24 protein-coding genes are annotated in these 24,034 nt (G+C 52.3%); 21 read left to right on the plus strand and 3 right to left on the minus strand.

Translation table 11 applies throughout. The annotated features are described in order from the left end of the window. Positions 1 to 143: 143 nt before the first annotated feature. Complete coding sequence (sixA, locus tag OGY01_RS02600) at positions 144 to 629, plus strand: phosphohistidine phosphatase SixA (protein ID WP_045445723.1); 486 nt, start codon at positions 144 to 146, stop codon at positions 627 to 629. 96 nt (positions 630 to 725) lie between these two features. Here the strand turns inward: sixA and smrB are convergent, their stop codons facing one another. After that, positions 726 to 1,277: an endonuclease SmrB gene (gene smrB, locus OGY01_RS02605; RefSeq protein WP_286492343.1), complete on the minus strand. Its 552-nt coding sequence runs from the start codon at positions 1,275 to 1,277 to the stop codon at positions 726 to 728. A gap of 166 nt (positions 1,278 to 1,443) precedes the next feature. Between smrB and prmB the strand changes: the two genes are divergently transcribed. From prmB to OGY01_RS02635, 6 genes are read left to right on the plus strand one after another with little or no spacing between them, the layout of a single operon-like run. After that, a complete protein-coding gene (prmB, locus tag OGY01_RS02610) occupies positions 1,444 to 2,376 on the plus strand; it encodes a 50S ribosomal protein L3 N(5)-glutamine methyltransferase (RefSeq protein ID WP_045445719.1) in 933 nt (310 codons plus the stop codon). A gap of 38 nt (positions 2,377 to 2,414) precedes the next feature. After that, entirely contained in the window at positions 2,415 to 3,500 is a 1,086-nt protein-coding gene (gene aroC, locus OGY01_RS02615; RefSeq protein ID WP_045445717.1) for a chorismate synthase, read from the plus strand. A 3-nt stretch (positions 3,501 to 3,503) separates the two neighbouring features. After that, entirely contained in the window at positions 3,504 to 4,328 is an 825-nt protein-coding gene (gene mepA, locus OGY01_RS02620; RefSeq protein WP_045445715.1) for a penicillin-insensitive murein endopeptidase, read from the plus strand. After that, positions 4,328 to 5,137, plus strand: a complete 810-nt coding sequence (locus OGY01_RS02625; RefSeq protein WP_045445713.1) for a sulfite exporter TauE/SafE family protein — start codon at positions 4,328 to 4,330, stop codon at positions 5,135 to 5,137. The genes mepA and OGY01_RS02625 overlap by 1 nt, the downstream gene beginning before the upstream one ends. Then, positions 5,137 to 5,685 (plus strand): elongation factor P hydroxylase, encoded by a 549-nt coding sequence (locus tag OGY01_RS02630; protein WP_045445711.1) that lies wholly within the window; start codon positions 5,137 to 5,139, stop codon positions 5,683 to 5,685. Before OGY01_RS02625 ends, OGY01_RS02630 begins: the two co-directional genes overlap by 1 nt. Positions 5,686 to 5,717: 32 nt before the next feature. Beyond that, the gene (locus OGY01_RS02635) at positions 5,718 to 5,996 is read left to right on the plus strand and encodes a YfcL family protein (protein ID WP_045445709.1); all 279 of its coding nucleotides are present in this window, start codon (positions 5,718 to 5,720) and stop codon (positions 5,994 to 5,996) included. A gap of 60 nt (positions 5,997 to 6,056) precedes the next feature. Here OGY01_RS02635 and mnmC read toward each other — a convergent pair whose 3' ends face one another. Continuing rightward, positions 6,057 to 8,060, minus strand: coding sequence for a bifunctional tRNA (5-methylaminomethyl-2-thiouridine)(34)-methyltransferase MnmC2/FAD-dependent 5-carboxymethylaminomethyl-2-thiouridine(34) oxidoreductase MnmC1 (gene mnmC, locus OGY01_RS02640; protein ID WP_286492345.1), 2,004 nt, complete (start codon positions 8,058 to 8,060; stop codon positions 6,057 to 6,059). 159 nt (positions 8,061 to 8,219) lie between these two features. Between mnmC and fabB the strand changes: the two genes are divergently transcribed. Together fabB and OGY01_RS02650 are read left to right on the plus strand one after the other, a co-directional pair. Further along, positions 8,220 to 9,440: a beta-ketoacyl-ACP synthase I gene (gene fabB, locus OGY01_RS02645; protein ID WP_045445705.1), complete on the plus strand. Its 1,221-nt coding sequence runs from the start codon at positions 8,220 to 8,222 to the stop codon at positions 9,438 to 9,440. Between the two features lie 240 nt (positions 9,441 to 9,680). After that, entirely contained in the window at positions 9,681 to 10,859 is a 1,179-nt protein-coding gene (locus OGY01_RS02650) for an MFS transporter (RefSeq protein ID WP_045445703.1), read from the plus strand. Here OGY01_RS02650 and flk read toward each other — a convergent pair. Continuing rightward, positions 10,856 to 11,857: a flagella biosynthesis regulator Flk gene (gene flk / locus OGY01_RS02655; protein ID WP_048222582.1), complete on the minus strand. Its 1,002-nt coding sequence runs from the start codon at positions 11,855 to 11,857 to the stop codon at positions 10,856 to 10,858. The two genes, OGY01_RS02650 and flk, sit on opposite strands and share 4 nt — an antisense overlap. A 108-nt stretch (positions 11,858 to 11,965) precedes the next feature. On the opposite strand from flk, the gene pdxB reads away from it, so the two are divergent. The 12 genes from pdxB to hisJ all read left to right on the plus strand — a co-directional run bounded on the left by pdxB (position 11,966) and on the right by hisJ (position 23,929). Beyond that, positions 11,966 to 13,102: a 4-phosphoerythronate dehydrogenase PdxB gene (gene pdxB / locus OGY01_RS02660; RefSeq protein WP_048220973.1), complete on the plus strand. Its 1,137-nt coding sequence runs from the start codon at positions 11,966 to 11,968 to the stop codon at positions 13,100 to 13,102. Between the two features lie 67 nt (positions 13,103 to 13,169). After that, a complete protein-coding gene (locus OGY01_RS02665) occupies positions 13,170 to 14,183 on the plus strand; it encodes an aspartate-semialdehyde dehydrogenase (RefSeq protein WP_045445697.1) in 1,014 nt (337 codons plus the stop codon). Continuing rightward, positions 14,183 to 14,995, plus strand: a complete 813-nt coding sequence (gene truA, locus OGY01_RS02670; RefSeq protein ID WP_045445694.1) for a tRNA pseudouridine(38-40) synthase TruA — start codon at positions 14,183 to 14,185, stop codon at positions 14,993 to 14,995. The genes OGY01_RS02665 and truA overlap by 1 nt, the downstream gene beginning before the upstream one ends. A 23-nt stretch (positions 14,996 to 15,018) precedes the next feature. After that, entirely contained in the window at positions 15,019 to 15,678 is a 660-nt protein-coding gene (locus OGY01_RS02675) for a DedA family protein (protein WP_045445690.1), read from the plus strand. 149 nt (positions 15,679 to 15,827) lie between these two features. Continuing rightward, complete coding sequence (gene accD / locus OGY01_RS02680) at positions 15,828 to 16,742, plus strand: acetyl-CoA carboxylase, carboxyltransferase subunit beta (RefSeq protein ID WP_045445687.1); 915 nt, start codon at positions 15,828 to 15,830, stop codon at positions 16,740 to 16,742. Positions 16,743 to 16,933: 191 nt separating this feature from the next. Then, a complete protein-coding gene (folC, locus tag OGY01_RS02685; protein WP_045445685.1) occupies positions 16,934 to 18,202 on the plus strand; it encodes a bifunctional tetrahydrofolate synthase/dihydrofolate synthase in 1,269 nt (422 codons plus the stop codon). Beyond that, on the plus strand, positions 18,192 to 18,854 hold the full coding sequence (gene dedD / locus OGY01_RS02690; RefSeq protein ID WP_045445682.1) for a cell division protein DedD: 663 nt from the start codon (positions 18,192 to 18,194) through the stop codon (positions 18,852 to 18,854). Before folC ends, dedD begins: the two co-directional genes overlap by 11 nt. A 269-nt stretch (positions 18,855 to 19,123) precedes the next feature. Beyond that, a complete protein-coding gene (cvpA, locus tag OGY01_RS02695; protein WP_045445679.1) occupies positions 19,124 to 19,612 on the plus strand; it encodes a colicin V production protein in 489 nt (162 codons plus the stop codon). Positions 19,613 to 19,647: 35 nt separating this feature from the next. After that, the gene (purF, locus tag OGY01_RS02700) at positions 19,648 to 21,165 is read left to right on the plus strand and encodes an amidophosphoribosyltransferase (protein ID WP_045445676.1); all 1,518 of its coding nucleotides are present in this window, start codon (positions 19,648 to 19,650) and stop codon (positions 21,163 to 21,165) included. A gap of 95 nt (positions 21,166 to 21,260) precedes the next feature. Continuing rightward, positions 21,261 to 21,830: a UbiX family flavin prenyltransferase gene (locus OGY01_RS02705; RefSeq protein ID WP_286492348.1), complete on the plus strand. Its 570-nt coding sequence runs from the start codon at positions 21,261 to 21,263 to the stop codon at positions 21,828 to 21,830. Positions 21,831 to 22,117: 287 nt separating this feature from the next. Continuing rightward, positions 22,118 to 22,900, plus strand: a complete 783-nt coding sequence (gene argT, locus OGY01_RS02710) for a lysine/arginine/ornithine ABC transporter substrate-binding protein ArgT (protein ID WP_045445670.1) — start codon at positions 22,118 to 22,120, stop codon at positions 22,898 to 22,900. 246 nt (positions 22,901 to 23,146) lie between these two features. After that, on the plus strand, positions 23,147 to 23,929 hold the full coding sequence (hisJ, locus tag OGY01_RS02715; RefSeq protein WP_045445667.1) for a histidine ABC transporter substrate-binding protein HisJ: 783 nt from the start codon (positions 23,147 to 23,149) through the stop codon (positions 23,927 to 23,929). Positions 23,930 to 24,034: the final 105 nt, after the last annotated feature.

The raw sequence follows: 24,034 nt of genomic DNA on the forward strand, positions 1-24,034 counted from the left end.
CTATACTTACGCCGTTGAGGTAAAAAACAGCGTTTCATTCAGTGAATGGATAAGGCACAATGCCGGCCACCACATAGTTGCGACGGCCAATAGGGGCTTTGCGTCAACGTGTTGGTGATTCTGGTTAACAAAAGCGGTGCAATATGCAAGTTTTTATCATGCGTCACGGCGACGCGGCCCTCGATGCCGCCAGTGATTCGGTTCGTCCCTTAACCTCCTGTGGTTGTGACGAATCTCGCCTGATGGCGAACTGGCTGAAAGGTCAAAAAGTGGATATCGAACGTGTTCTGGTGAGCCCGTTTCTACGAGCCGAACAGACGCTGGATGTGGTAGGGGAGTGTATGAACCTGCCAGCTAGTGTGGATGTTTTGCCGGAGCTGACTCCCTGTGGCGATGTCGGTCTGGTCAGCGCCTATTTGCAGGCACTGGCCAACGAAGGTATCGCAACGGCGCTGGTGATCTCTCACTTGCCTTTAGTGGGATACCTCGTGTCTGAGCTTTGCCCTGGTGAAACACCGCCGATGTTTACCACATCTGCGATTGCCAGCGTAACGCTTGATGAGAGCGGTAAAGGCATTTTCAACTGGCAAATGAGCCCGTGTAATTTGAAAATGGCAAAAGCGATTTAATCGAAGTCGTGTCAGGTGTCGTAAGCCGCATAAGGCGAAGTCGCCATCTGGAAAAATAAAAAGAGCCGCAGATGCGGCTCTTTCTGTTTCTGTTGGTCAGGGAAGTTCTGGCGGCAACCACTCTTCCACTTCAATCAGTACCAGTAGTGCGGCATCACCGCCATACTCTTTTGGCGCCTGATGGAAGGCCATTACATGCGGGTGTTGCGCCAGCCATAGTGGCGTTTGCTGCTTAAGAATGTGCTTGCCGTGACCGTGCATTACGCAGGCGCAAAACACATGTTCACGACGACAGGCGGCAATAAGCGCGCCTAACTCCTGCTTAGCCTGCTGCTGCGTCAGTCCGTGTAAATCTAAAAACAGCTCCGGGGAGTAATCGCCACGGCGCATTTTCTTCAGCTCAAAATGGCTGACATCGGCACGCAGGTACCTCACCGGACCGTCCGTATTCAGCAGCGGTTGAAACTCATCAGAGAAATAGTGGCTGGCATCAGCCTGTTCCTGCAGCAGTCTCTTGACCGGAACTTCGGTAATTTTTTTACGTTGTGGCCGATGGATTATAGTGTCCTGCTTTATTTGGCGAGTGCCGGTCATCAGCTGGCGAAACAGCGCCTGATCCTCCTCGCTAAGCGATGTTTTCTTTTTCATTCGAGAGTCTCATCTTTTATTTTTCGTTAGTTTAACCCGACTCGGCAGGCATCCGATCGCTTAAAACGCAATTTTAACGCTCAGGCTCTGTGTGAATGCTGATTTATCGCCGTCTTCGTGGCAAACTAGCCGCCGAATTTAATGCGAGCATGCCCTGGAGGAATACGTGGATAAAATTTTCGTTGATGAAGCAGTGAGTGAACTGCATACCATTCAGGACATGTTGCGCTGGGCGGTCAGCCGTTTTAGCGCGGCGAATATCTGGTATGGCCATGGCACGGATAATCCATGGGATGAGGCGGTACAGCTGGTGCTGCCGTCTCTTTACCTGCCGCTGGATATTCCTGAAGATATGCGTACTGCGCGTCTGACTTCCAGCGAGCGCCACCGTATTGTTGAGCGTGTTATTCGTCGCGTCAACGAACGTATCCCGGTTGCTTACCTGACCAACAAAGCCTGGTTCTGTGGACATGAATTCTATGTCGATGAACGCGTGTTGGTTCCTCGCTCACCGATTGGCGAGCTTATCAACAATCGCTTTGCTGGTCTTATCAACGAACAGCCGCAGCATATTCTGGATATGTGTACCGGCAGTGGTTGTATTGCTATCGCCTGTGCGTATGCCTTCCCGGAAGCTGAAGTGGATGCTGTGGACATTTCCACTGATGCGCTGGCAGTCACTGAACACAATATTGAAGAGCATGGCTTGATCCATCACGTCACGCCGATCCGTTCCGATCTGTTCCGCGACCTGTTGAAAGTCCAGTATGACCTGATTGTGACCAACCCACCGTATGTCGACGCAGAAGATATGTCCGATCTGCCTAACGAATATCGTCACGAGCCGGAGCTGGGTCTGGCATCCGGTAGTGATGGGCTGAAACTTACCCGTCGCATTCTGGGTAACGCCCCAGACTACCTGTCGGATAACGGTATTCTGATTTGTGAAGTCGGAAACAGCATGGTACATCTGATGGAACAATACCCGGATGTACCGTTTACCTGGCTGGAATTCGACAACGGTGGTGACGGCGTATTTATGCTGACTAAAGAGCAGCTGATTGCCGCTCGCGAACACTTCAGCATCTATAAAGATTAATACACGCGCACAAACACAACATTCATAACGGAGCCGTGATGGCAGGAAACACAATTGGACAACTCTTTCGCGTAACGACCTTCGGCGAATCACACGGGCTGGCGCTCGGTTGTATTGTTGATGGTGTTCCGCCTGGTATTTCTCTGACCGAAGCCGATCTGCAGCACGATCTCGACAGACGCCGTCCAGGAACTTCGCGTTACACGACCCAGCGCCGTGAGCCGGATCAGGTGAAAATCCTCTCTGGCGTGTTCGAAGGCGTAACCACCGGGACCAGCATCGGTTTGTTGATTGAAAATACCGATCAGCGTTCGCAGGACTACGGCGCGATTAAAGATGTTTTCCGTCCGGGTCATGCTGACTATACCTACGAGCAGAAATACGGTTTGCGTGATTACCGTGGCGGCGGGCGTTCATCCGCTCGCGAAACGGCGATGCGCGTGGCGGCCGGGGCTATAGCCAAAAAATACCTGGCGGAAAAATTTGGTGTCGAAATTCGCGGCTGTCTGACCCAGATGGGCGATATTCCCCTGGAGATTAAAGACTGGTCTCAGGTGGAACTTAACCCGTTCTTTTGCCCCGATCCGGATAAAATTGAAGCGCTGGATGAACTGATGCGCGCGCTTAAAAAAGAGGGTGATTCCATCGGGGCAAAAGTGACCGTTGTCGCCAGTGGTGTGCCAGCGGGCCTCGGTGAACCTGTTTTTGACCGCCTGGATGCAGACATCGCTCATGCGCTGATGAGCATTAACGCGGTAAAAGGCGTGGAGATTGGCGATGGTTTTGACGTTGTCGCACTGCGTGGTAGTCAGAACCGTGATGAAATCACCAAAGAAGGTTTCCAGAGCAACCATGCTGGTGGCATCCTGGGGGGGATCAGCAGCGGGCAACAAATTGTTGCACATATGGCGCTGAAACCGACTTCCAGTATTACCGTTCCTGGGCGCACTATTAACCGATTTGGCGAAGAAGTCGAAATGGTAACCAAAGGACGTCACGATCCGTGCGTTGGGATCCGCGCAGTGCCGATCGCAGAAGCGATGTTGGCGATTGTACTGATGGATCACCTGCTGCGTCAGCGGGCGCAAAATGCGGATGTGAAGACTGACATTCCACGCTGGTAAGACATGAAAAAAACGGCACTTGCGGCACTGGCTCTGTTCGCCAGCTCCGCCTGTCTGGCGGCGACGCCCTGGCAGAAAATTACCCACCCGGTTGCGGGTAGCGCACAGTCGATCGGTGCTTTCTCGAATGGTTGCATTGTCGGGGCAGATACACTGCCCGTGCAATCAGAACATTATCAGGTGATGCGCACCGATCAACGGCGCTATTTCGGTCATCCTGATCTGGTGAGGTTTATTCAGCGTCTGAGTACCCAGGCCAATAATCTGGAGCTGGGCACGGTGTTAATTGGTGATATGGGAATGCCTGCTGGCGGACGTTTCAATGGTGGGCACGCCAGTCACCAGACAGGACTGGATGTCGATATTTTCCTGCAACTGCCAAAAACGCGCTGGACGCAGTCGCAACTGCTGCGACCACAGGCGCTGGATCTGGTCTCTCAGGATGGTAAACGTGTTGTATCGTCACTGTGGAAGCCGGAGATTTTCAGCCTGATCAGGCTGGCTGCAAAAGATAATGATGTAACGCGTATTTTCGTGAATCCGGCGATTAAACAGCAACTTTGTCTGGATGCGGGAACTGACCGGGACTGGTTGCGTAAAGTGCGACCGTGGTTCCAGCATCGTGCTCATATGCATGTGCGGTTACGTTGCCCTGCCGACAGTCTTGAGTGCGAAGACCAACCTTTACCTCCACCAGGTGATGGCTGTGGCGCGGAGCTGCAAAGCTGGTTCGAACCTCCTAAACCTGGAACAACAAAGCCTGAGAAGAAGACACCGCCTCCGTTGCCGCCTTCCTGCCAGGCGCTATTGGACGAGCATGTACTCTAATGGATATTTTCGCCGATCTGTTTATGGTGTCTCCGCTGCTGTTGGGCGTACTTTTTTTTGTGGCAATTCTGGCTGGATTTATTGACTCGCTGGCGGGGGGCGGTGGCTTACTCACTATCCCTGCGTTAATGGCGGCAGGCATGCCGCCAGCACAAGCGCTGGCAACTAATAAGCTTCAGGCCTGTGGGGGATCGATCTCCGCATCTCTCTATTTTATTCGTCGTGGCGTGGTCAATCTGGCGGAGCAGAAGCTCAATATCGCCATGACCTTTATCGGTTCAATGAGCGGCGCGTTGCTGGTTCAGCATATGCAGTCGGACATCTTGCGCCAAATCCTGCCGGTTCTGGTGCTCTGTATTGGCCTCTACTTTCTCATGATGCCTAAACTGGGCGAAGAAGACCGGCAGCGTCGGCTTTATGGCTTGCCGTTTGCACTGGTTGCCGGGGGCTGTGTCGGTTTTTATGATGGCTTCTTTGGGCCGGCAGCCGGGTCGTTTTACGCACTGTCCTTCGTCATGCTGTGTGGCTACAACCTGGCGAAGTCAACGGCGCATGCCAAAGTACTCAATGCCACCTCTAATCTCGGTGGGCTGTTACTGTTCGCCCTTGGCGGCAAAGTGATTTGGGCGACCGGTTTTGTGATGCTTATCGGCCAGTTTCTTGGTGCGCGGATGGGATCTCGACTGGTGCTTAGTAAGGGACAGAAGCTCATTCGACCAATGATCGTCATTGTCTCTGCAGTGATGAGTGCCAAGCTAATTTACGATAATCATGGACAGGAGATTCTCCACTGGCTGGGGATGAACTAATGAACAATACCCATCACTACCAACAGTTAATTGATATTTTTAACGGCTGCTTTGCCGATGAATTTAATACCCGTCTGATTAAAGGCGACGATGAACCCATCTATCTTCCAGCTGATGCGGAATTACCGTATCACCGTATTGTTTTCGCCCATGGTTTTTACGCCAGCGCGTTACACGAAATTTCACACTGGTGTATTGCTGGAAAAGCGCGTCGTGAGCTGGTTGATTTTGGTTACTGGTACTGCCCGGACGGGCGGGATGCGAAAACACAGTGTCAGTTTGAAGATGTAGAAGTGAAGCCACAGGCATTTGACTGGTTGTTTTGCATGGCGGCGGGGTATCCGTTTAACGTCAGTTGCGACAACCTGGAAGGGGACTTTGAGCCGGATCGCGTGGTATTCCAGCGTCGTGTTCATGCCCAGGTGATGGAGTATCTGGAAAAGGGGATCCCCGAACGTCCGGCGCGCTTCATTAAAGCGTTACAAAATTATTATCACACGCCTGAGCTTAAGGCGGAACAATTCCCGTGGCCCGAAGCGCTCAACTGAAGCCGATGCCACGTTTACAATGAGGAAAGAAGATGATCGCGGAGTTTGAATCACGCATTCTGGCATTAATCGACGATATGGTAGAGCACGCCAGCGATGATGAGCTTTTTGCCAGTGGGTATTTGCGTGGGCACCTGACGCTGGCCGTTGCTGAACTGGACGGTGGCGAGGACCATTCCGCTGAGGCATTGTACGCCAATGTCACCAGCAGCCTGGAAAAAGCTATCGGTGCTGGCGAACTCTCGCCTCGTGACCAGGCGCTAGTGAAAGAGATGTGGGATGCTCTGTTCCAGAAGGCCACAGTAAAATAATTTACGGTGGATTGTGCCGGATGCTGACGCAGGAGTGTCTTATCCGGCACAATCATTACCTCATGACTTTATTGCTTTTCCCTTCAATAATTTTCTCACCCATAAACGATTCGGATTTAACGCAGCCAGAGTTCCTGCATCCATCGGGATAGGTTCATGACTCATTTGCGCCGCAAGGATTTCTGCGCACAGCGGGGCGGTACACAGTCCTCGCGAACCCAGTGCGCCCAGCATAAATAAGTCAGGGTAAACTGGCGCACTCGCAGCAGTCTCTTTGTCTTCTGCAAGATGTGCGTACTGACTGAGCGTGGCGTGATAGTCCGGTACATTGCCGACCATCGGTAAGTGATCGCGTGTGGCGCAGCGAACGCCACAGCGGGCGGCATTGTCACTGATATCCACCTCTTTCACCCATCCGGCATTTGGCAAACAGTTGATTAAACGCTGGCGATTTTGTTGCTGATCGTCCTCGCGATAAACCGTCTCTTCACAACCGCGATGATAGCTCGCCCCGATACAATGATGCTGATTCACCGGATTTTGCGGTGTGAGATAGCCGTCGTAGCACAGCACCTGACGCAGAGCAGAGAGTGAAGGCGAGGTAGGAATATGGCTCACCTGACCGCCAACGGAATAAACCGGTAACGGCTGCGTCTGATTAAAGCGGTTAATGCGGTGGCCATTTGCCAGCACCACCGCTTCGTGCGTAGCGGTTTCGCCAGTAGCGAACTGCAACTGCCAGCTATCCGCCTGATGCGACAGTGAAACCAGATCGTGCTGGTAGTGCGTGCGTAATCCCAGCGTTGTGGCATAGTCCAGCACAGCAGCAGTTAACTGCGCAGGACACAGCCATCCTCCGGCAGGATACTGAATGCCATCACATTCGGTATCCACGCCCACCGTTTGCAGGATCTGTTTTGCATCAACCGCGACCGCGAGTGCGTCGGGTAAGTCAAGTGACAGTATTTGGGTGATTTTCTGTTGGCTTTTCTCATCCCAGGCTAACTGAGTCACCCCGCACCAGTCGTGTGCGAAATCTACGGGTAGCGCGTCATACAAACGTCGTGCGAAGGTAAAGGCAGCAGGGAAAAAAAGATTAATAGCCGCATCATGTTTATTGAGCAAAGGATAGAGCGCCCCCTGACGATTGCCAGAAGCGCCTTGTGCTGGTTTGTCGTCAGCACAATAGAGCGTCACTTGCCAGCCGCGACGCAACAGAGCCAGCGACAGCAAGGCGCTGGCAATACCTCCGCCAATAATAGCCGTTTCACGTTTTTTAGTACCTGTGCGTGCAAACCACGGCGCCGGGGAAGGGGGGGCAATATTTTGCTCCATAACCCCACATAACATTTCGCGTTTGCGACCGAAACCTTTGCATTTACGCATGCTGAAACCTGCTTCCTGCAACCCACGACGTACAAAACCAGCGGAGGTAAAGGTCGCCAGCGTGCCGCCAGGGCGAGCCAGTCTGGCCATTGCGTTAAACAGCGTTGGCGTCCACATATCAGGGTTTTTTGCCGGCGCGAACCCATCCAGAAACCAGGCATCGACCTGCTGATTCAAAGATTCATCCAGTGTATTGATGAGTTGGTTAATATCGCCAAACCAGAGATCCAACGTAATTCGCCCCTCATCAAGAAGCAGCCGATGGCAACCCGCCAGTGGTAGTGGCCACTGCTCCTGTAACGCTGTTGCCCATGGTGCGAGTTCAGGCCAGTGTTGATGGGCTAAGGCCAGATCTTCACGCGTCAGAGGAAATTTTTCAAAACTGATGAAATGTAACCTTTCCAGGATAGCGTCAGGATGTGCGTCGCGAAAAGTGGCGAATGCCTGCCATAGCGTCAGGAAGTTAAGTCCGGTACCAAAACCACTTTCTGCTACTACAAATAATTGCCGTGAATGAGTGGGAAATCGTTCTGCGAGATGATTACCGCCGAGAAAAACATAACGAGTTTCTTCCAGCCCGTTATCGTTAGAAAAATAGACATCGTCAAAATCTCGGGAAACAGGTGTACCCTCAGCGTTGAATTCGAGGTCGGCAGGTTGTATAGCGTATTGTTTCACGTAAGTTACTCGTCTGGCAGGCTGTGTCCCGATCTTAACGATGAGTGCCTGACTGCGCAAATTTCCACATTAAATGGCTGATCGGACTTGTTCGGCGTACAAGTGTACGCTATTGTGCCACTCGAAACTTTAAAATAGTGCGAACTACAGAGGTATTGAATGAAACGTGCAGTGATTACTGGCTTGGGCATCGTTTCCAGCATCGGTAATAACCAGCAGGAAGTCCTGGCATCTCTGCGTGAAGGACGTTCAGGGATCACTTTCTCTCAGGAGCTGAAGGACTCCGGCATGCGTAGCCACGTTTGGGGCAACGTAAAACTGGATACCACTGGCCTCATTGACCGCAAAGTTGTGCGCTTTATGAGCGACGCATCCATCTATGCATTCCTTTCTATGGAGCAGGCAGTTGCTGATGCTGGCCTCTCTGCAGAAGTTTACCAGAACAACCCGCGCGTTGGCCTGATTGCAGGTTCTGGCGGCGGCTCCCCGCGTTTTCAGGTCTTCGGCGCTGACGCAATGCGTAGCCCGCGTGGTCTGAAAGCCGTTGGTCCGTATGTGGTGACTAAAGCGATGGCATCCGGCGTTTCTGCCTGCCTCGCAACACCGTTCAAAATCCACGGCGTAAACTACTCCATCAGCTCTGCCTGTGCGACGTCTGCACATTGTATCGGCAACGCTGTTGAACAAATTCAATTGGGCAAGCAGGACATCGTTTTTGCTGGCGGCGGCGAAGAGCTGTGCTGGGAAATGGCGTGCGAATTCGACGCAATGGGCGCGCTGTCTACCAAATACAACGACTCTCCGGACAAAGCGTCCCGTACTTATGATGCAAGCCGCGATGGTTTCGTTATCGCAGGCGGCGGCGGTATGGTTGTTGTCGAAGAGCTGGAACACGCTCTGGCTCGTGGCGCACACATCTACGCGGAAATCGTCGGTTACGGCGCAACTTCTGATGGCGCAGACATGGTTGCTCCGTCAGGTGAAGGCGCAGTGCGCTGCATGCAGATGGCGATGCACGGCGTTGATACACCAATCGACTACCTGAACTCACACGGTACTTCTACTCCGGTAGGCGACGTGAAAGAGCTGGGTGCAATCCGTGAAGTGTTCGGCGATCACAGCCCGGCAATCTCTGCAACCAAAGCAATGACCGGTCACTCCCTGGGTGCTGCGGGTGTGCAGGAAGCTATTTACTCTCTGCTGATGCTGGAACATGGCTTTATCGCGCCAAGCATCAACATTGAAGAGCTGGACGAACAAGCTGCTGGTCTGAACATCGTAACCAAGCCGACTGAGCAAGAACTGACTACCGTTATGTCCAACAGCTTCGGCTTTGGCGGGACTAACGCCACGCTGGTGATGCGTAAGCTGAAAGCGTAAGTCTGGTACTAACACCAGTCATTGCCTGATGGCGTTTCGCTGATCGGGTTAAAAGGGAGCCAACAGGCTCCCTTTTTTATGGCATTGACAATGGGGGCAATTTACAGGCAGACTCCCCGCTCAACATTATCCTCATGATAATGCGTAAGCGTTTAACGTTATCCAACGCACCTTAATCCTGATAGTCAGGTAGAGGGGGCGTGGCATTTCCTCGCCTTACTCTGCATTCTGGAGTAACGCATGACAGCAGTAACCCAACAAGAAAAAACATCTTCGGCGAATGTTTCGCTATTTCGTATCGCTTTTGCAGTTTTCCTGACCTATATGACGGTCGGCCTGCCTTTGCCTGTCATCCCGCTGTTTGTCCACCATGAGTTGGGCTATGGCAACACCATGGTTGGCATTGCTGTGGGCGTTCAGTTTCTGGCGACGGTATTAACGCGTGGTTACGCGGGACGGTTAGCCGATCAGTATGGTGCCAAACGTTCTGCGCTACAGGGGATGTTTGCCTGTGCGCTGGCGGGCGCGGCGTGGCTATTGGCTGCGCTATTACCAGTCTCTGTTCCCGTTAAGTTCGCGTTGTTAATTGTGGGACGTCTGATCCTCGGTTTTGGTGAAAGCCAGTTACTTACCGGAACCCTGACCTGGGGGCTGGGGCTGGTTGGGCCAACGCGTTCTGGTAAGGTGATGTCGTGGAACGGGATGGCGATTTACGGCGCACTGGCCGCCGGTGCACCGTTGGGGCTGCTGATCCACAGCCACTTTGGTTTCGCCGCGCTGGCGGGAACCACGATGGCATTACCGCTGCTGGCATGGGCATTCAACGGTACCGTCCGTAAAGTGCCTGCTCACGCTGGAGAACGGCCTTCTTTGTGGAGCGTTGTGGGGCTTATCTGGAAACCTGGTGTGGGTCTGGCGCTACAAGGCGTTGGTTTTGCGGTGATTGGCACCTTTATCTCCCTCTATTTTGTCAGCAACGGCTGGACCATGGCAGGATTCACCCTGACCGCGTTTGGTGGTGCTTTTGTGCTGATGCGTATTCTGTTTGGCTGGATGCCGGACAGGTTTGGCGGGGTTAAGGTCGCGGTTGTCTCTTTGCTAGTTGAAACAGCGGGTCTGGTACTGCTGTGGCTGGCACCAACGGCCTGGTTTGCTTTGTTGGGGGCGGCATTAACCGGGGCAGGGTGTTCGCTCATTTTCCCGGCACTGGGTGTGGAGGTCGTGAAGCGTGTTCCTGCACAGGTTCGTGGTACGGCGCTGGGTGGTTACGCCGCATTCCAGGATATCTCCTACGGCGTAAGCGGTCCTTTAGCTGGGGTTCTGGCCACCGCTTATGGCTATCCCTCGGTATTTCTTGCCGGGGCGATTTCCGCGGTGGTCGGAATTGTCGTTACGCTGCTTACCTTGCGAAAAGGTTAAGTGACGAGCCAGAAAATGGCTAATGCAATCATCAACGCCACAAACATCAGTCCCGGTCGCGCCGACAGTGATTTAATGTTTTCAATCACCGGTGCGAACGGGCTGTAAATCGGCTGAAGATGTCGAGGATCGTTTAATTCTTTGTCCCGCTCTACGCGCCGCAAGAAGATCTGATTGAGCAAATCCTGTACCTGCACAGTGGTCAAAATTGTTTGCGGTTGGATCTGCCAGGTCTGCTGCGCGTAGTCTTTTATCGCCGCGAACTCATTCGGTTCCAGCGGTTGTTTCAACGCTGCCTGAAGCGTTTGCAACGTTGGTGCATTTTGCAGGCTTAGCGTCTGACGCGCTTGCAGCCAGGTCACCAGATGGGTGAACTGCTTCGCGGGGATCAGTTCTCCGCTTTTTACGCCGGACAGTTCCAGCATGGATTGCCAGATTAGCTTGCCGGATTCTCCGGTGGCCGCAGCCAGTTTTGTCACCAGTTGATTCAACGTGTTGTGCTCTGCCGGGAGCAAAGGGCGATCGGTTGCCGGGCGCTGTTGTGGCTGCGGGATCGAAAGTTGCCCCTGCTGTAACAGTGTCAGCACATTTTTTAACTGTTCTGGTGTGAGTTGACTGAGCGCTGTTTGTCCGTACTGCTGGCGAATAAAATCACTCACAGCCTGGCGATTATTCCCCTGACTCAGCAATTCTGTGAGTTGTGACAGTACCTGACGGTTAGCATGATTCTGCTGAGCAATGCCAAGCCGTTGGTTCAGGTTTTGCTCAGCGGCAGGAAAGTGACGCGACTGCAACGGTGTATCACTTTTGACCCCCAGATCGTGCTTCATTCCAGCCCATACCTCGGCACTTTGCTGCTGAGTGAGTGAAATTAAACGCGTGATAAGTCGTTCCAGCACAGTACGTTGCTGCGTGGATAACGGTTGCTCACCCGCAACGGCAGGGGCATTTGGGCCTTCACCGGGAGGGCGCGCGGGAGTACCAGAAATGGGCTGCATCATCTCTATTCCTTAAATCTGAGCTAACCAGGTCTCGCAGTATGCCTGGCGGCGAGATTATGGCACACTTGCCCGGTTAACTCTCGTTCTCAAACAGGTGCGAAAGACGTGAAAATCCTCGTTGATGAAAATATGCCCTATGCCCGCGAACTGTTCAGTCGTTTGGGGGAGGTCAAAGCGGTTCCCGGTCGCCCGATTCCCGTCTCAGAACTCGAAGATGCGGATGCCTTAATGGTGCGCTCGGTGACGAAAGTAAACGAATCACTGCTCAGCGGAAAACCCGTAAAATTTGTCGGGACGGCAACTGCAGGTACTGATCATGTGGATGAAGCCTGGCTTGCGCAGTCGGGGATCGGCTTTTCCGCAGCGCCTGGGTGCAATGCCATTGCAGTGGTTGAATATGTCTTTTCTGCGCTGTTGATGCTGGCGGAACGCGACAGTTTTGCATTACGCGATAGGACCGTAGGTATCGTGGGTGTCGGTAATGTGGGGGCGCGTTTGCAAGCGCGACTGGAAGCATTGGGAATTCGTACTTTGCTTTGCGATCCACCGCGTGCTGACCGGGGGGATGAGGGCGACTTTCGTTCGCTGGAGGAACTGGTTGAGCAAGCTGATGTACTGACTTTCCATACGCCGCTGTTTAAAGACGGTCCGTACAAGACGCTGCATCTGGCTGATGAGGCGCTCATAAGCCGACTCAAGCCGGGAACCATCCTGATTAATGCCTGCCGTGGGCCGGTCATTGATAATGGCGCATTACTGAATCGTCTGAATGCCGGGCAGTCGTTGAGCGTTGTGCTGGACGTCTGGGAAGGTGAGCCGGATCTGAATGTGGCGTTGCTGGAGAAAGCCGACATCGGCACGGCGCACATTGCCGGTTATACCCTTGAAGGAAAAGCGCGCGGGACCACGCAGGTCTTTGAGGCCTACAGCAAGTTTATTGGTCGCGAACAGCACGTAGCGCTGAACACCCTGTTACCCGCGCCGGAATTCGGTCGTATCACATTGCATGGTCCGTTAGATCAGCCAACGCTGAAAAGGCTGGTGCATTTAGTGTATGATGTGCGCCGCGATGATGCGCCGCTGCGTAAAGTCGCTGGAATTCCGGGTGAGTTTGATAAACTGCGTAAGAATTACCTTGAGCGCCGTGAATGGTCGTCTTTATACGTAATGTGTGATGACGCTGCTGCAGCTACCTTGTTGTGTAAGCTGGGTTTTAACGCTGTTCATCACCCGGCACATTAATGTCTTCTTAATGCTCCCTGTCGAATAATACGACAGGGACGCTTATGTATTTCTGGAGTAAATCACCATGTCTGAAGGCTGGAATATTGCCATTCTGGGCGCAACGGGCGCCGTCGGCGAAGCCCTGCTCGATACACTGGCTGAACGCCAGTTCCCGGTCGGTGAGATTTATGCGCTGGCACGTAACGAAAGCGCCGGTGAGCACCTGCGTTTTAATGGTAAATCGATCGTTGTTCAGGATGTTGCTGATTTTGACTGGACACAAGCGCAACTGGCATTTTTTGTTGCTGGAGTGGAGGCAACAGCCGCGTGGGTGGAAGAAGCAACCAACTCAGGTTGCCTGGTTATTGACAGTAGCGGGCTGTTTGCTCTTGAGCCGGATGTCCCGCTGGTCGTACCGGATGTTAACCCGTTCGTACTGGCGGATTATCGCAACCGCAATGTGATTGCCGTCCCGGATAGTCTGACCAGCCAGTTGCTGACTGCGCTGAAACCACTGATTGATGACGGTGGGCTTTCTCGTATAACGGTCACCAATATTATTTCAGCTTCTGCACGCGGTAAAAAGGCGGTGGATGCGCTGGCAGGGCAGAGTGCGAAGCTGCTCAACGGGATCCCTGTCGATGACGATGATTTCTTCGGGCGTCAACTGGCGTTCAATATGTTGCCATTACTGCCGGATCGTGAAGGCAGCGTGCGTGAAGAACGTCGGATCGTCGATGAAGTGCGGAAAATTATGCAGGACGATGGTCTGCTGGTCTCCGCAAGCATAGTGCAGTCGCCAGTGTTTTACGGCCATGCACAAATGGTGAACTTTGAAGCCCTGCGGCCGCTGGCGGCAGAAGAGGCTCGTGATGCGTTTACCCGCGGCGAAGACATCGTTCTGTCGGAAGAGACGGATTATCCTACTCAGGTTGGCGATGCTTCTGGTACTCCCCATCTTTCGGTCGGCTGCGTACATAACGATTATGGTATGCCGGAGCAGATTCAGTTCTGGTCTGTAGCCGATAATGTGCGCTTTGGTGGCGCGTTAATGTCGGTAAAAATTGCTGAAAAACTGGTGCAGGAGTATCTGTACTAATGTCTGACCTGCAACAACTGCCAACACATAAAATTGCGCTGGGTATAGAGTATGATGGCAGCAAATATTATGGCTGGCAGCGCCAGAACGAAGTGCGTAGCGTTCAGGAAAAACTGGAAAAAGCGCTCTCACAAGTCGCCAATGAACGCATTAATGTATTTTGTGCGGGGCGAACGGATGCAGGCGTTCATGGAACGGGGCAGGTGGTGCATTTTGAAACCACCGCGCAACGTAAAGATGCGGCATGGACACTGGGTGTAAATGCGAATTTACCTGGTGACATTGCCGTGCGCTGGGTGAAGGCTGTGCCGGATGATTTTCATGCACGATTTAGCGCCACGGCTCGCCGTTATCGCTACATCATCTACAATCATCGGTTACGCCCGGCGGTTCTGGGGAACGGTGTGACGCATTACTATGAACCGCTGGATGCTGAACGTATGCATCGTGCGGCTCAGTGTCTGATTGGTGAGAATGATTTCACTTCGTTTCGGGCAGTGCAGTGCCAGTCGCGCACACCGTGGCGCAACGTGATGCACATCAACGTCACGCGTCACGGCCCATATGTGGTGGTCGATATCAAAGCAAATGCCTTTGTACATCATATGGTCAGGAATATTGTCGGTAGCCTGATGGAAGTAGGTGCCCACAACCAGCCGGAGAGCTGGATAGCAGAGTTGTTAGCGGCGAAGGACAGAACGCTGGCAGCGGCAACGGCGAAGGCGGAAGGACTGTATCTGGTTGCGGTAGATTATCCAGATCGGTTTGACCTGCCTAAACCGCCAATGGGCCCGCTGTTCCTGGCGGACTAATTCGAGTCGTAAAAGGCATAAATATGGACCTGATTTACTTTCTGATCGATTTTATCCTGCACATAGATGTGCATTTGGCTGAACTGGTAGCGGAATACGGTGTTTGGGTTTACGCCATTCTGTTTCTGATTCTGTTTTGTGAAACAGGACTAGTAGTGACGCCGTTCCTGCCGGGCGATTCTCTGCTGTTTGTCGCCGGAGCGCTCTCTGCGTTGCCAACCAATGATTTGAATGTTCATCTGATGGTGGCGTTAATGATTGTGGCGGCGATTGTTGGCGATGCGGTGAACTACACTATCGGTCGACTGTTCGGCGAAAAACTTTTTAGCAATCCGAATTCCAAAATTTTTCGCCGCAGCTACCTGGATAAAACCCATGCGTTTTATGCACGTCATGGTGGCAAAACAATTATTTTGGCGCGTTTTGTCCCTATCGTGCGTACATTTGCGCCGTTTGTGGCAGGTATGGGGCATATGTCCTACCGCCATTTTGCAATGTATAACGTCGCAGGCGCGCTGCTGTGGGTATTGCTGTTTACCTATGCAGGCTATCTGTTTGGCGATCTGCCGGTGGTACAGGAGAACCTGAAATTATTGATTGTGGCGATTATCGTCCTCTCCGTATTGCCCGGCGTTATTGAAGTGATTCGTCACAAGCGTGCTGCGTCACGTGCTGCAAAATAGAAAGTAACTCAGCGGTTCGACCACTTTTTTATCCAAAGTTTCGGGCTGTTATGTTTTAATGTGCAACATTCATGGTCTGTTGGGGGCAAAAATGGCATTATGCGCCCCTTATAACAAAGCTGACTAAGGTTCAGGCAGAAAGGTCACCAATGAGCTGGATTGAACGAATTAAAAGCAACATTACTCCCACCCGCAAGGCAAGCATTCCTGAAGGGGTGTGGACCAAGTGTGATAGCTGCGGTCAGGTTTTATACCGTGCTGAGCTGGAACGTAATCTTGAGGTCTGTCCGAAGTGTGACCATCATATGCGCATGTCGGCGCGCAATCGCCTGCATAGCCTGTTAGATGAAGGTTCTCTTGTGGAACTGGGTAGCGAGCTTGAGCCGAAAGACGTGCTGAAGTTTCGTGATTCCAAGAAATACAAAGACAGACTGGCTTCTGCGCAGAAAGAAACCGGCGAGAAAGATGCGCTGGTGGTAATGAAAGGTACACTTCACGGTATGCCGGTCGTTGCTGCAGCATTCGAATTCGCTTTTATGGGCGGTTCCATGGGGTCTGTGGTTGGTGCCCGTTTTGTCCGTGCCGTTGAACAGGCGCTGGAAGACAACTGCCCGCTGATCTGCTTCTCCGCTTCCGGCGGTGCGCGTATGCAGGAAGCGCTGATGTCACTGATGCAGATGGCAAAAACCTCTGCTGCACTGGCGAAAATGCAGGAACGTGGTTTACCGTACATCTCTGTACTGACCGACCCAACCATGGGTGGGGTTTCAGCAAGCTTCGCGATGTTGGGCGATCTCAACGTTGCTGAACCGAAAGCACTGATCGGCTTTGCTGGTCCGCGTGTTATCGAGCAAACCGTACGTGAGAAATTGCCGCCGGGATTCCAGCGCAGTGAGTTCCTGATTGAAAAAGGCGCTATCGATATGATCGTTCGCCGCCCGGAAATGCGCCTGAAACTGGCGAGCATCCTGGCGAAGCTAATGAATCTTCCTGCGCCGAATCCGGATGAGCCACGTGAAGGCGTGGTGGTACCTCCGGTACCCGATCAGGAATCAGAGGCCTGATAGTTTACTCTATGGATTTCGAGTTGCAGGAAGGCGGCAAGAGAGTGAATTCCGATGAACTTACACTAGTAAGTGATTCGGGTGAGCGAGTGCAGCCAATATCCCTGCAACTTGAAAGGCGACGAGTATAAAAGGGCAGGGCCGGTCGGCGCTGCCTTTTTCTTTTCTCACCGTAGCGAATTACATAAATCATGGACAATAAACGTATCCCTCAAGCCACGTCGCCCCTGGCGTCGTGGCTTTCTTATCTGGAAAACCTGCACAGTAAAACCATCGATTTGGGCCTTGAGCGTGTCAGCCAGGTTGCGGCGCGGCTGGGTATTCTTAAACCGGCTCCATTCATCTTCACGGTGGCGGGAACCAACGGTAAGGGTACAACCTGCCGCACGCTGGAGTCCGTACTGACGGCAGCCGGATATAAAGTCGGTGTGTACAGCTCTCCCCATCTGGTGCGCTACACAGAACGTGTTCGTGTGCAGGGAAATGAGTTACCGGAAGCGGCCCACACAGCCTCATTTGCTGAGATTGAAGCCGCACGCGGTGACATTTCCCTGACCTATTTTGAATATGGCACGCTGTCGGCGCTGTGGCTGTTCAAACAGGCACAGCTTGATGTGGTGATTCTGGAGGTTGGCCTGGGTGGGCGTCTGGATGCCACGAATATTGTCGATGCTGATGTCGCGGTGGTTACCAGTATTGCGCTCGACCATACTGACTGGCTGGGACCTGATCGTGAAAGTATTGGTCGTGAGAAGGCCGGCATTTTCCGTGCCGAAAAACCGGCTATTGTTGGCGAACCTGAAATGCCTTACACCATTGCAGATGTCGCGCAAGAGACCGGAGCGAATTTGCAACGATATGGCGTGGACTGGCGCTATGCTGTAACGGACAATGACTGGTCCTTTACGGACTGTCACGGTACGCTGGCGCACCTGCCGTTACCACAGGTTCCACAACCAAATGCCGCAACTGCACTGGCTGCCCTGCGGGCAAGTGGACTTAATGTGAGCGAGCAGGCGATTCGTGAAGGTATCGAGTTGGCTATTTTGCCGGGACGCTTCCAGATTGTGAGCGAGTCGCCACGTGTTATTTTTGATGTCGCCCATAATCCTCATGCGGCGGAATATCTGACCGGGTGTCTGAAAAAGTTAGTGAAAAACGGGCGCGTACTGGCGGTTATCGGTATGCTACATGATAAAGATATTGCAGGTACGCTGGCCTGGTTGAAAAGCGTGGTTGACGCCTGGTATTGTGCTCCCCTGGAAGGTCCGCGGGGCGCGACAGCAGAACAACTGCTGGAGCATTTGGGCAAAGGCGAAGCCTATGGCAGCGTTGCTCAGGCATGGCATGCTGCGCTGGCAGATGCAAAACCAGAAGATACCGTGTTGGTGTGTGGATCGTTTCACACTGTCGCACATGTCATGGAAGTGATAGACGTGGGGAGAAGCGGTGGCGAGTAAGTTTCAGAATCGATTAGTTGGCACAATTGTGCTGGTGGCGCTTGGGGTGATTGTGCTTCCCGGGTTGCTTGACGGGCAAAAAAAACATTATCAGGATGAGTTTGCGGCGATCCCTCTGGTGCCTAAACCTGGCGATCGCGATGAGCCAGACATGATGCCTGCGGCAACGCAGGCGCTGCCGACGCAACCGCCAGAAGGCGCGGCAGAAGAGGTGCGTGCAGGTGATGCTGCTGCGCCGTCACTGGATCCGTCACGCCTGACTGCGGCAAACAGTGCGGAGTTTGATCCCATACCTGCGCCTGTCGAACAGCCGAAACCAAAACCGAAGCCGCAACCACAGCCTGTTGCACCCGCACCTGCACCTGCGCCAACGCCTAAACCAGCAGTTGCGGAGGCTCCGGCCCCAACCGGGAAAGCGTACGTCGTGCAACTCGGTGCGCTGAAAAACGCCGATAAGGTCAATGAGATCGTTGGTAAACTTCGGGGAGCTGGCTTCCGGGTATATACTTCCCCGTCAACGCCAGTACAGGGTAAAATAACCCGCATTCTTGTCGGGCCTGACGCCTCCAGAGATAAGCTGAAAAACTCGCTCGGCGAACTGCAAAAGATCTCCGGTTTGAGTGGGGTCGTGATGGGTTACACCCCGAACTAAACCGTGGTGCCAGCATCGCTATCCTGCACGGGATTGTGCCTGATGGCGGTGTGCTGGCAGGCTTACAGTGTTGCTGTGTTGTGAGCCGGATAAGGTGCTTGCACCGCCATCCGGCAGTGCCCGAAGAGGCAAAAAGTTCGATGGCGTTGAAGATTTTTTCAGCGCCATTTTTATTTACGCGTGGAAAGGAAATCCCTACGCAAACGTTTTCTTTTTCTGTTAGAATGCGCCCCGAACAGGACGACAGGGCGTAAAATCGTGGGACACTTATGGTCTGGATTGATTACGCCATTATCGCGGTGATTGGTTTTTCCTGTCTGGTTAGCCTGATCCGTGGCTTTGTTCGTGAAGCATTATCGTTGGTGACTTGGGGTTGTGCTTTCTTTGTCGCCAGCCATTACTACACTTACCTGTCTGTCTGGTTTACGGGCTTTGAAGACGAACTGGTTCGAAATGGGATTGCTATCGCGATACTGTTTATCGCGACACTTATCGTCGGCGCTATCGTTAATTTTGTGATAGGCCAACTGGTGGAGAAAACAGGCCTGTCGGGTACCGACAGGGTGTTGGGGATCTGCTTTGGTGCTCTGCGAGGAGCGTTGATCGTCGCCGCCATTCTGTTTTTTCTCGATACGTTTACCGGTGTGTCGAAAAGTGAAGACTGGAGCAAGTCACAGTTGATCCCGCAGTTCAGTTTCATCATCAGATGGTTCTTTGACTATCTGCAAAGCTCGTCAAGTTTCTTGCCCAGACCCTAACGGTTCTGAGATGTGGCTTAACGAGGAAAAGACGTATGTGCGGTATTGTCGGTATCGCCGGTGTTATGCCGGTAAACCAGTCGATTTATGACGCGTTAACGGTGCTCCAGCATCGTGGTCAGGATGCCGCTGGCATCATCACCATTGATGCCAACAACTGCTTCCGTTTGCGAAAGGCAAACGGAATGGTGAGCGACATTTTTGAAGCTCGCCATATGCAGCGTTTGCAGGGCAATATGGGCATTGGCCATGTGCGTTACCCAACGGCTGGCAGCTCCAGCGCCTCCGAAGCTCAACCTTTTTACGTCAACTCACCATATGGCATTACGCTTGCCCACAATGGCAACCTGACCAATGCGCATGAGCTGCGTAAAAAGCTGTTTGAAGAAAAGCGTCGCCACATCAACACCACTTCAGATTCTGAAATTCTGCTGAATATTTTCGCCAGCGAGCTGGATAACTTCCGTCACTATCCGCTGGAAGCCGATAATATTTTTGCGGCTATCGCCGCAACTAACCGCCAGATCCGCGGCGCATATGCCTGCGTGGCGATGATTATCGGTCACGGGATGGTCGCTTTCCGCGATCCTAACGGTATTCGCCCACTGGTGCTTGGCAAACGCGATATTGGCGATGGTCGTACCGAATACATGGTTGCCTCCGAAAGCGTGGCGCTGGATACGCTTGGTTTTGAATTCCTGCGTGACGTTGCACCTGGCGAAGCGGTGTATATCACTGAAAAAGGCCAGTTGTTTACCCGTCAGTGTGCGGATAATCCGGTCAGTAATCCGTGTCTGTTCGAATACGTCTACTTTGCGCGTCCCGATTCTTTCATCGACAAAATTTCCGTCTACAGCGCCCGTGTGAATATGGGGACTAAGCTTGGCGAAAAAATTGCCCGCGAGTGGGAAGATCTGGATATTGACGTCGTCATCCCGATTCCGGAAACCTCTTGTGACATCGCGCTGGAAATAGCCCGTATTCTTGGCAAACCGTATCGCCAGGGTTTTGTGAAAAACCGCTATGTGGGGCGCACTTTTATCATGCCGGGTCAGCAGTTGCGCCGTAAATCTGTACGCCGTAAGCTGAATGCTAACCGTGCTGAATTCCGTGATAAGAACGTGTTGCTGGTGGATGATTCTATCGTGCGCGGCACCACCTCAGAACAGATTATCGAGATGGCGCGTGAAGCCGGGGCGAAGAAGGTGTACCTGGCCTCTGCCGCACCGGAAATCCGCTTTCCGAACGTCTACGGTATTGACATGCCAACGGCGACGGAGCTAATTGCTCACGGGCGCGAAGTGGACGAGATCCGCCAGATAATTGGTGCTGACGGTCTTATCTTCCAGGATCTGAACGATCTGATTGAAGCCGTGCGCGCTGAGAACCCGGATATTCAGCAGTTTGAATGCTCGGTGTTTAACGGTGTGTATGTCACTAAAGACGTCGACCAGAAGTACCTCGATTTTCTTGATTCCCTGCGTAATGATGACGCCAAAGCAGTACTGCGTCAGAACGAAGCTGAAAACCTCGAGATGCACAACGAAGGCTAATGCTCTACAGCAAGCAAGGGGGAGAAGTTCCCTTGCTTGCAACTCCCCGTAAAATCCTGCAAAGTCAGCCCTGAAACAAGAAAGGGCGGTTAAACATGAAACGACTCATCATAGGGATCAGCGGCGCAAGCGGCGCAATTTATGGCGTGCGCTTGTTGCAGGTGTTGCGTGACGTTGCTGATGTGGAAACCCATCTGGTGATGAGCCAGGCGGCGCGACAGACGCTGGCACTTGAAACGGACCTCTCTGTACGCGACGTGCAGGCATTAGCGAATGTAAATCATGATGCGCGTGATATCGCCGCCAGTATTTCATCCGGCTCGTACCAGACGGCTGGAATGGTTATCCTGCCATGTTCAATTAAAACGCTATCTGGCATTGTCCACAGCTACACCGATGGGCTGCTCACCCGTGCAGCTGATGTTGTGCTAAAAGAGCGCCGCCATCTGGTGCTGTGCGTGCGTGAAACACCTCTGCATCTGGGACATCTGCGTCTCATGACGCAGGCGGCGGAAATTGGTGCTGTGATTATGCCGCCCGTACCGGCGTTTTACCATCGCCCTCAGACGCTTGATGACGTGATTAATCAAACGGTTAACCGTGTGTTAGACCAGTTTGATATCTCTCTCCCTCAGGACCTGTTTACCCGCTGGCAGGGGGCATAAGCTGCTCTGTCAGCGTGCAACTCTGTATTCGTTGCCCTGTTTCAGGGCAATTTTGTAACCGCGATCATATCCTCAACATTTAATTCGTTAAAACTCAACGAAACGCTGCGGTTCAACCGTCATACCTGCTATCTTCAAAATCAGGACAATATTGCAACGTTTTATTAACATATTTAACGTCGAATATCCTCATCGACGCGAAAATGGCATAAGACCTGCATGAAAAAGTCTGCAAACACACAACACAACGTAAAACATAATAAAATTACGCCACTTGAGGGTTATGTATGAAGAAGACGGTTCTTGCTTTGTCTTTGCTGGTAGGACTTTCCGCAACCGCGGCCAGCTACGCAGCACTTCCGCAGACAGTTCGTATTGGTACAGATACAACCTACGCCCCTTTTTCCTCTAAAGATGCGAAAGGGGATTTTGTCGGGTTTGATATCGATCTCGGAAATGAGATGTGTAAGCGTATGCAAATCAAATGTACCTGGGTTGCCAGTGACTTTGATGCGCTGATCCCATCGCTGAAAGCGAAAAAAATTGATGCCATCATCTCCTCGCTTTCTATCACCGAGAAACGCCAGCAAGAGATTGCTTTCTCAGACAAACTCTACGCAGCAGACTCACGTCTGATCGCGGCGAAAGGTTCCCCAATCCAGCCGACTCTGGATTCTCTGAAAGGTAAACACGTTGGGGTACTGCAAGGCTCCACACAGGAAGCCTATGCCAATGACACCTGGCGCAGCAAAGGCGTGGATGTAGTCGCCTACGCGAACCAGGACCTTATCTATTCTGACCTGACAGCAGGGCGCCTCGATGCGGCATTGCAGGATGAAGTTGCTGCCAGCGAAGGCTTCCTGAAACAGCCAGCAGGTAAAGACTATGTGTTTGCTGGTCCTTCGGTAAAAGATAAAAAGTATTTCGGTGACGGAACCGGAATTGGTTTACGCAAAGATGATGTGGAACTGAAAGCTGCTTTTGATAAAGCGTTGGGTGAGCTGCGTCAGGATGGCACCTACGACAAAATGGCGAAAAAGTATTTTAACTTTAATGTCTACGGCGACTGATACGCTGAAACGGGAATTGATTGCACCATAGAGGCTAACCATTACGGTGCATAATAAATCCAGTGCACTGTTTTGGTGCTTTTATCGCTGTCTTAATGAGCATGATTGCATACTTAAGCGCTTTTCATGCAAAAAAATATTGCCGGCAAGGTAGAATGCTTTGCCTTGTCGGCCTGATTAATGGCACGATAACTGCACCTGGTCCTGTAAAGATCCCCTATAAAAGACAGTCTGTTGAGGATAGTTATGAAAAAACTGGTGTTGTCTCTTTCTCTGGTCCTGGCTTTCTCCAGCGCCACCGCAGCATTTGCAGCCATTCCGCAAAAAGTCCGTATCGGTACCGATCCTACTTATGCCCCGTTTGAATCGAAAAATGCGCAGGGTGAACTGGTTGGTTTTGATATTGATTTGGCAAAAGAACTCTGCAAACGCATTAATACACAATGTACCTTCGTGGAAAACCCGTTGGATGCGCTGATCCCTTCGTTAAAAGCGAAGAAAATCGACGCTATCATGTCTTCGCTTTCCATTACTGAAAAACGTCAGCAGGAAATTGCTTTTACCGACAAACTTTATGCAGCGGATTCTCGTCTGGTAGTTGCTAAAGATTCTGATATCCAGCCGACAATCGAGTCGCTGAAAGGCAAGCGTGTCGGTGTTCTGCAGGGCACTACCCAGGAAACATTCGGTAACGAGCACTGGGCGCCAAAAGGCATTGAAATTGTCTCCTATCAGGGGCAGGACAATATCTATTCTGACCTGACTGCCGGACGAATCGACGCCGCGTTCCAGGATGAAGTCGCTGCCAGTGAAGGCTTCCTGAAGCAACCTGTAGGTAAAGATTACAAATTCGGTGGCCCGTCTGTGAAAGATGAGAAACTGTTCGGCGTGGGTACCGGAATGGGGCTGCGCAAAGACGATAACGAACTGCGCGAAGCACTGAATAAAGCATTTGCAGAAATGCGTGCTGACGGTACTTACGAGAAACTGGCGAAAAAGTACTTTGATTTTGATGTTTACGGCGGTTAATCACCGCAGGTGCTGATAAAGCCCGTAGATTGTTGATCGACTTATTGCCTGATGGCGACTGCGCCTTATCAGACCTACGACGAAAGCATGTAGGCCTGATAAGCG

The sequence above is a fragment of the Citrobacter sp. Cm038 genome (assembly GCF_030333105.1).
Taxonomy (GTDB): Bacteria; Pseudomonadota; Gammaproteobacteria; order Enterobacterales; family Enterobacteriaceae; genus Citrobacter; species Citrobacter murliniae.

Coding starts and splice junctions, on each gene's coding strand:
- cvpA (WP_045445679.1), top strand. CDS start 19,124: ATGGTCTGGATTGATTACGCCATTATCGCGGTGATTGGTTTTTCCTGT.
- OGY01_RS02650 (WP_045445703.1), top strand. CDS start 9,681: ATGACAGCAGTAACCCAACAAGAAAAAACATCTTCGGCGAATGTTTCG.
- OGY01_RS02635 (WP_045445709.1), top strand. CDS start 5,718: ATGATCGCGGAGTTTGAATCACGCATTCTGGCATTAATCGACGATATG.
- OGY01_RS02625 (WP_045445713.1), top strand. CDS start 4,328: ATGGATATTTTCGCCGATCTGTTTATGGTGTCTCCGCTGCTGTTGGGC.
- mepA (WP_045445715.1), top strand. CDS start 3,504: ATGAAAAAAACGGCACTTGCGGCACTGGCTCTGTTCGCCAGCTCCGCC.
- smrB (WP_286492343.1), bottom strand. CDS start 1,277: ATGAAAAAGAAAACATCGCTTAGCGAGGAGGATCAGGCGCTGTTTCGC.
- OGY01_RS02665 (WP_045445697.1), top strand. CDS start 13,170: ATGTCTGAAGGCTGGAATATTGCCATTCTGGGCGCAACGGGCGCCGTC.
- fabB (WP_045445705.1), top strand. CDS start 8,220: ATGAAACGTGCAGTGATTACTGGCTTGGGCATCGTTTCCAGCATCGGT.
- purF (WP_045445676.1), top strand. CDS start 19,648: ATGTGCGGTATTGTCGGTATCGCCGGTGTTATGCCGGTAAACCAGTCG.
- hisJ (WP_045445667.1), top strand. CDS start 23,147: ATGAAAAAACTGGTGTTGTCTCTTTCTCTGGTCCTGGCTTTCTCCAGC.
- accD (WP_045445687.1), top strand. CDS start 15,828: ATGAGCTGGATTGAACGAATTAAAAGCAACATTACTCCCACCCGCAAG.
- OGY01_RS02705 (WP_286492348.1), top strand. CDS start 21,261: ATGAAACGACTCATCATAGGGATCAGCGGCGCAAGCGGCGCAATTTAT.
- folC (WP_045445685.1), top strand. CDS start 16,934: ATGGACAATAAACGTATCCCTCAAGCCACGTCGCCCCTGGCGTCGTGG.
- sixA (WP_045445723.1), top strand. CDS start 144: ATGCAAGTTTTTATCATGCGTCACGGCGACGCGGCCCTCGATGCCGCC.
- truA (WP_045445694.1), top strand. CDS start 14,183: ATGTCTGACCTGCAACAACTGCCAACACATAAAATTGCGCTGGGTATA.
- OGY01_RS02675 (WP_045445690.1), top strand. CDS start 15,019: ATGGACCTGATTTACTTTCTGATCGATTTTATCCTGCACATAGATGTG.
- OGY01_RS02630 (WP_045445711.1), top strand. CDS start 5,137: ATGAACAATACCCATCACTACCAACAGTTAATTGATATTTTTAACGGC.
- flk (WP_048222582.1), bottom strand. CDS start 11,857: ATGCAGCCCATTTCTGGTACTCCCGCGCGCCCTCCCGGTGAAGGCCCA.
- argT (WP_045445670.1), top strand. CDS start 22,118: ATGAAGAAGACGGTTCTTGCTTTGTCTTTGCTGGTAGGACTTTCCGCA.
- aroC (WP_045445717.1), top strand. CDS start 2,415: ATGGCAGGAAACACAATTGGACAACTCTTTCGCGTAACGACCTTCGGC.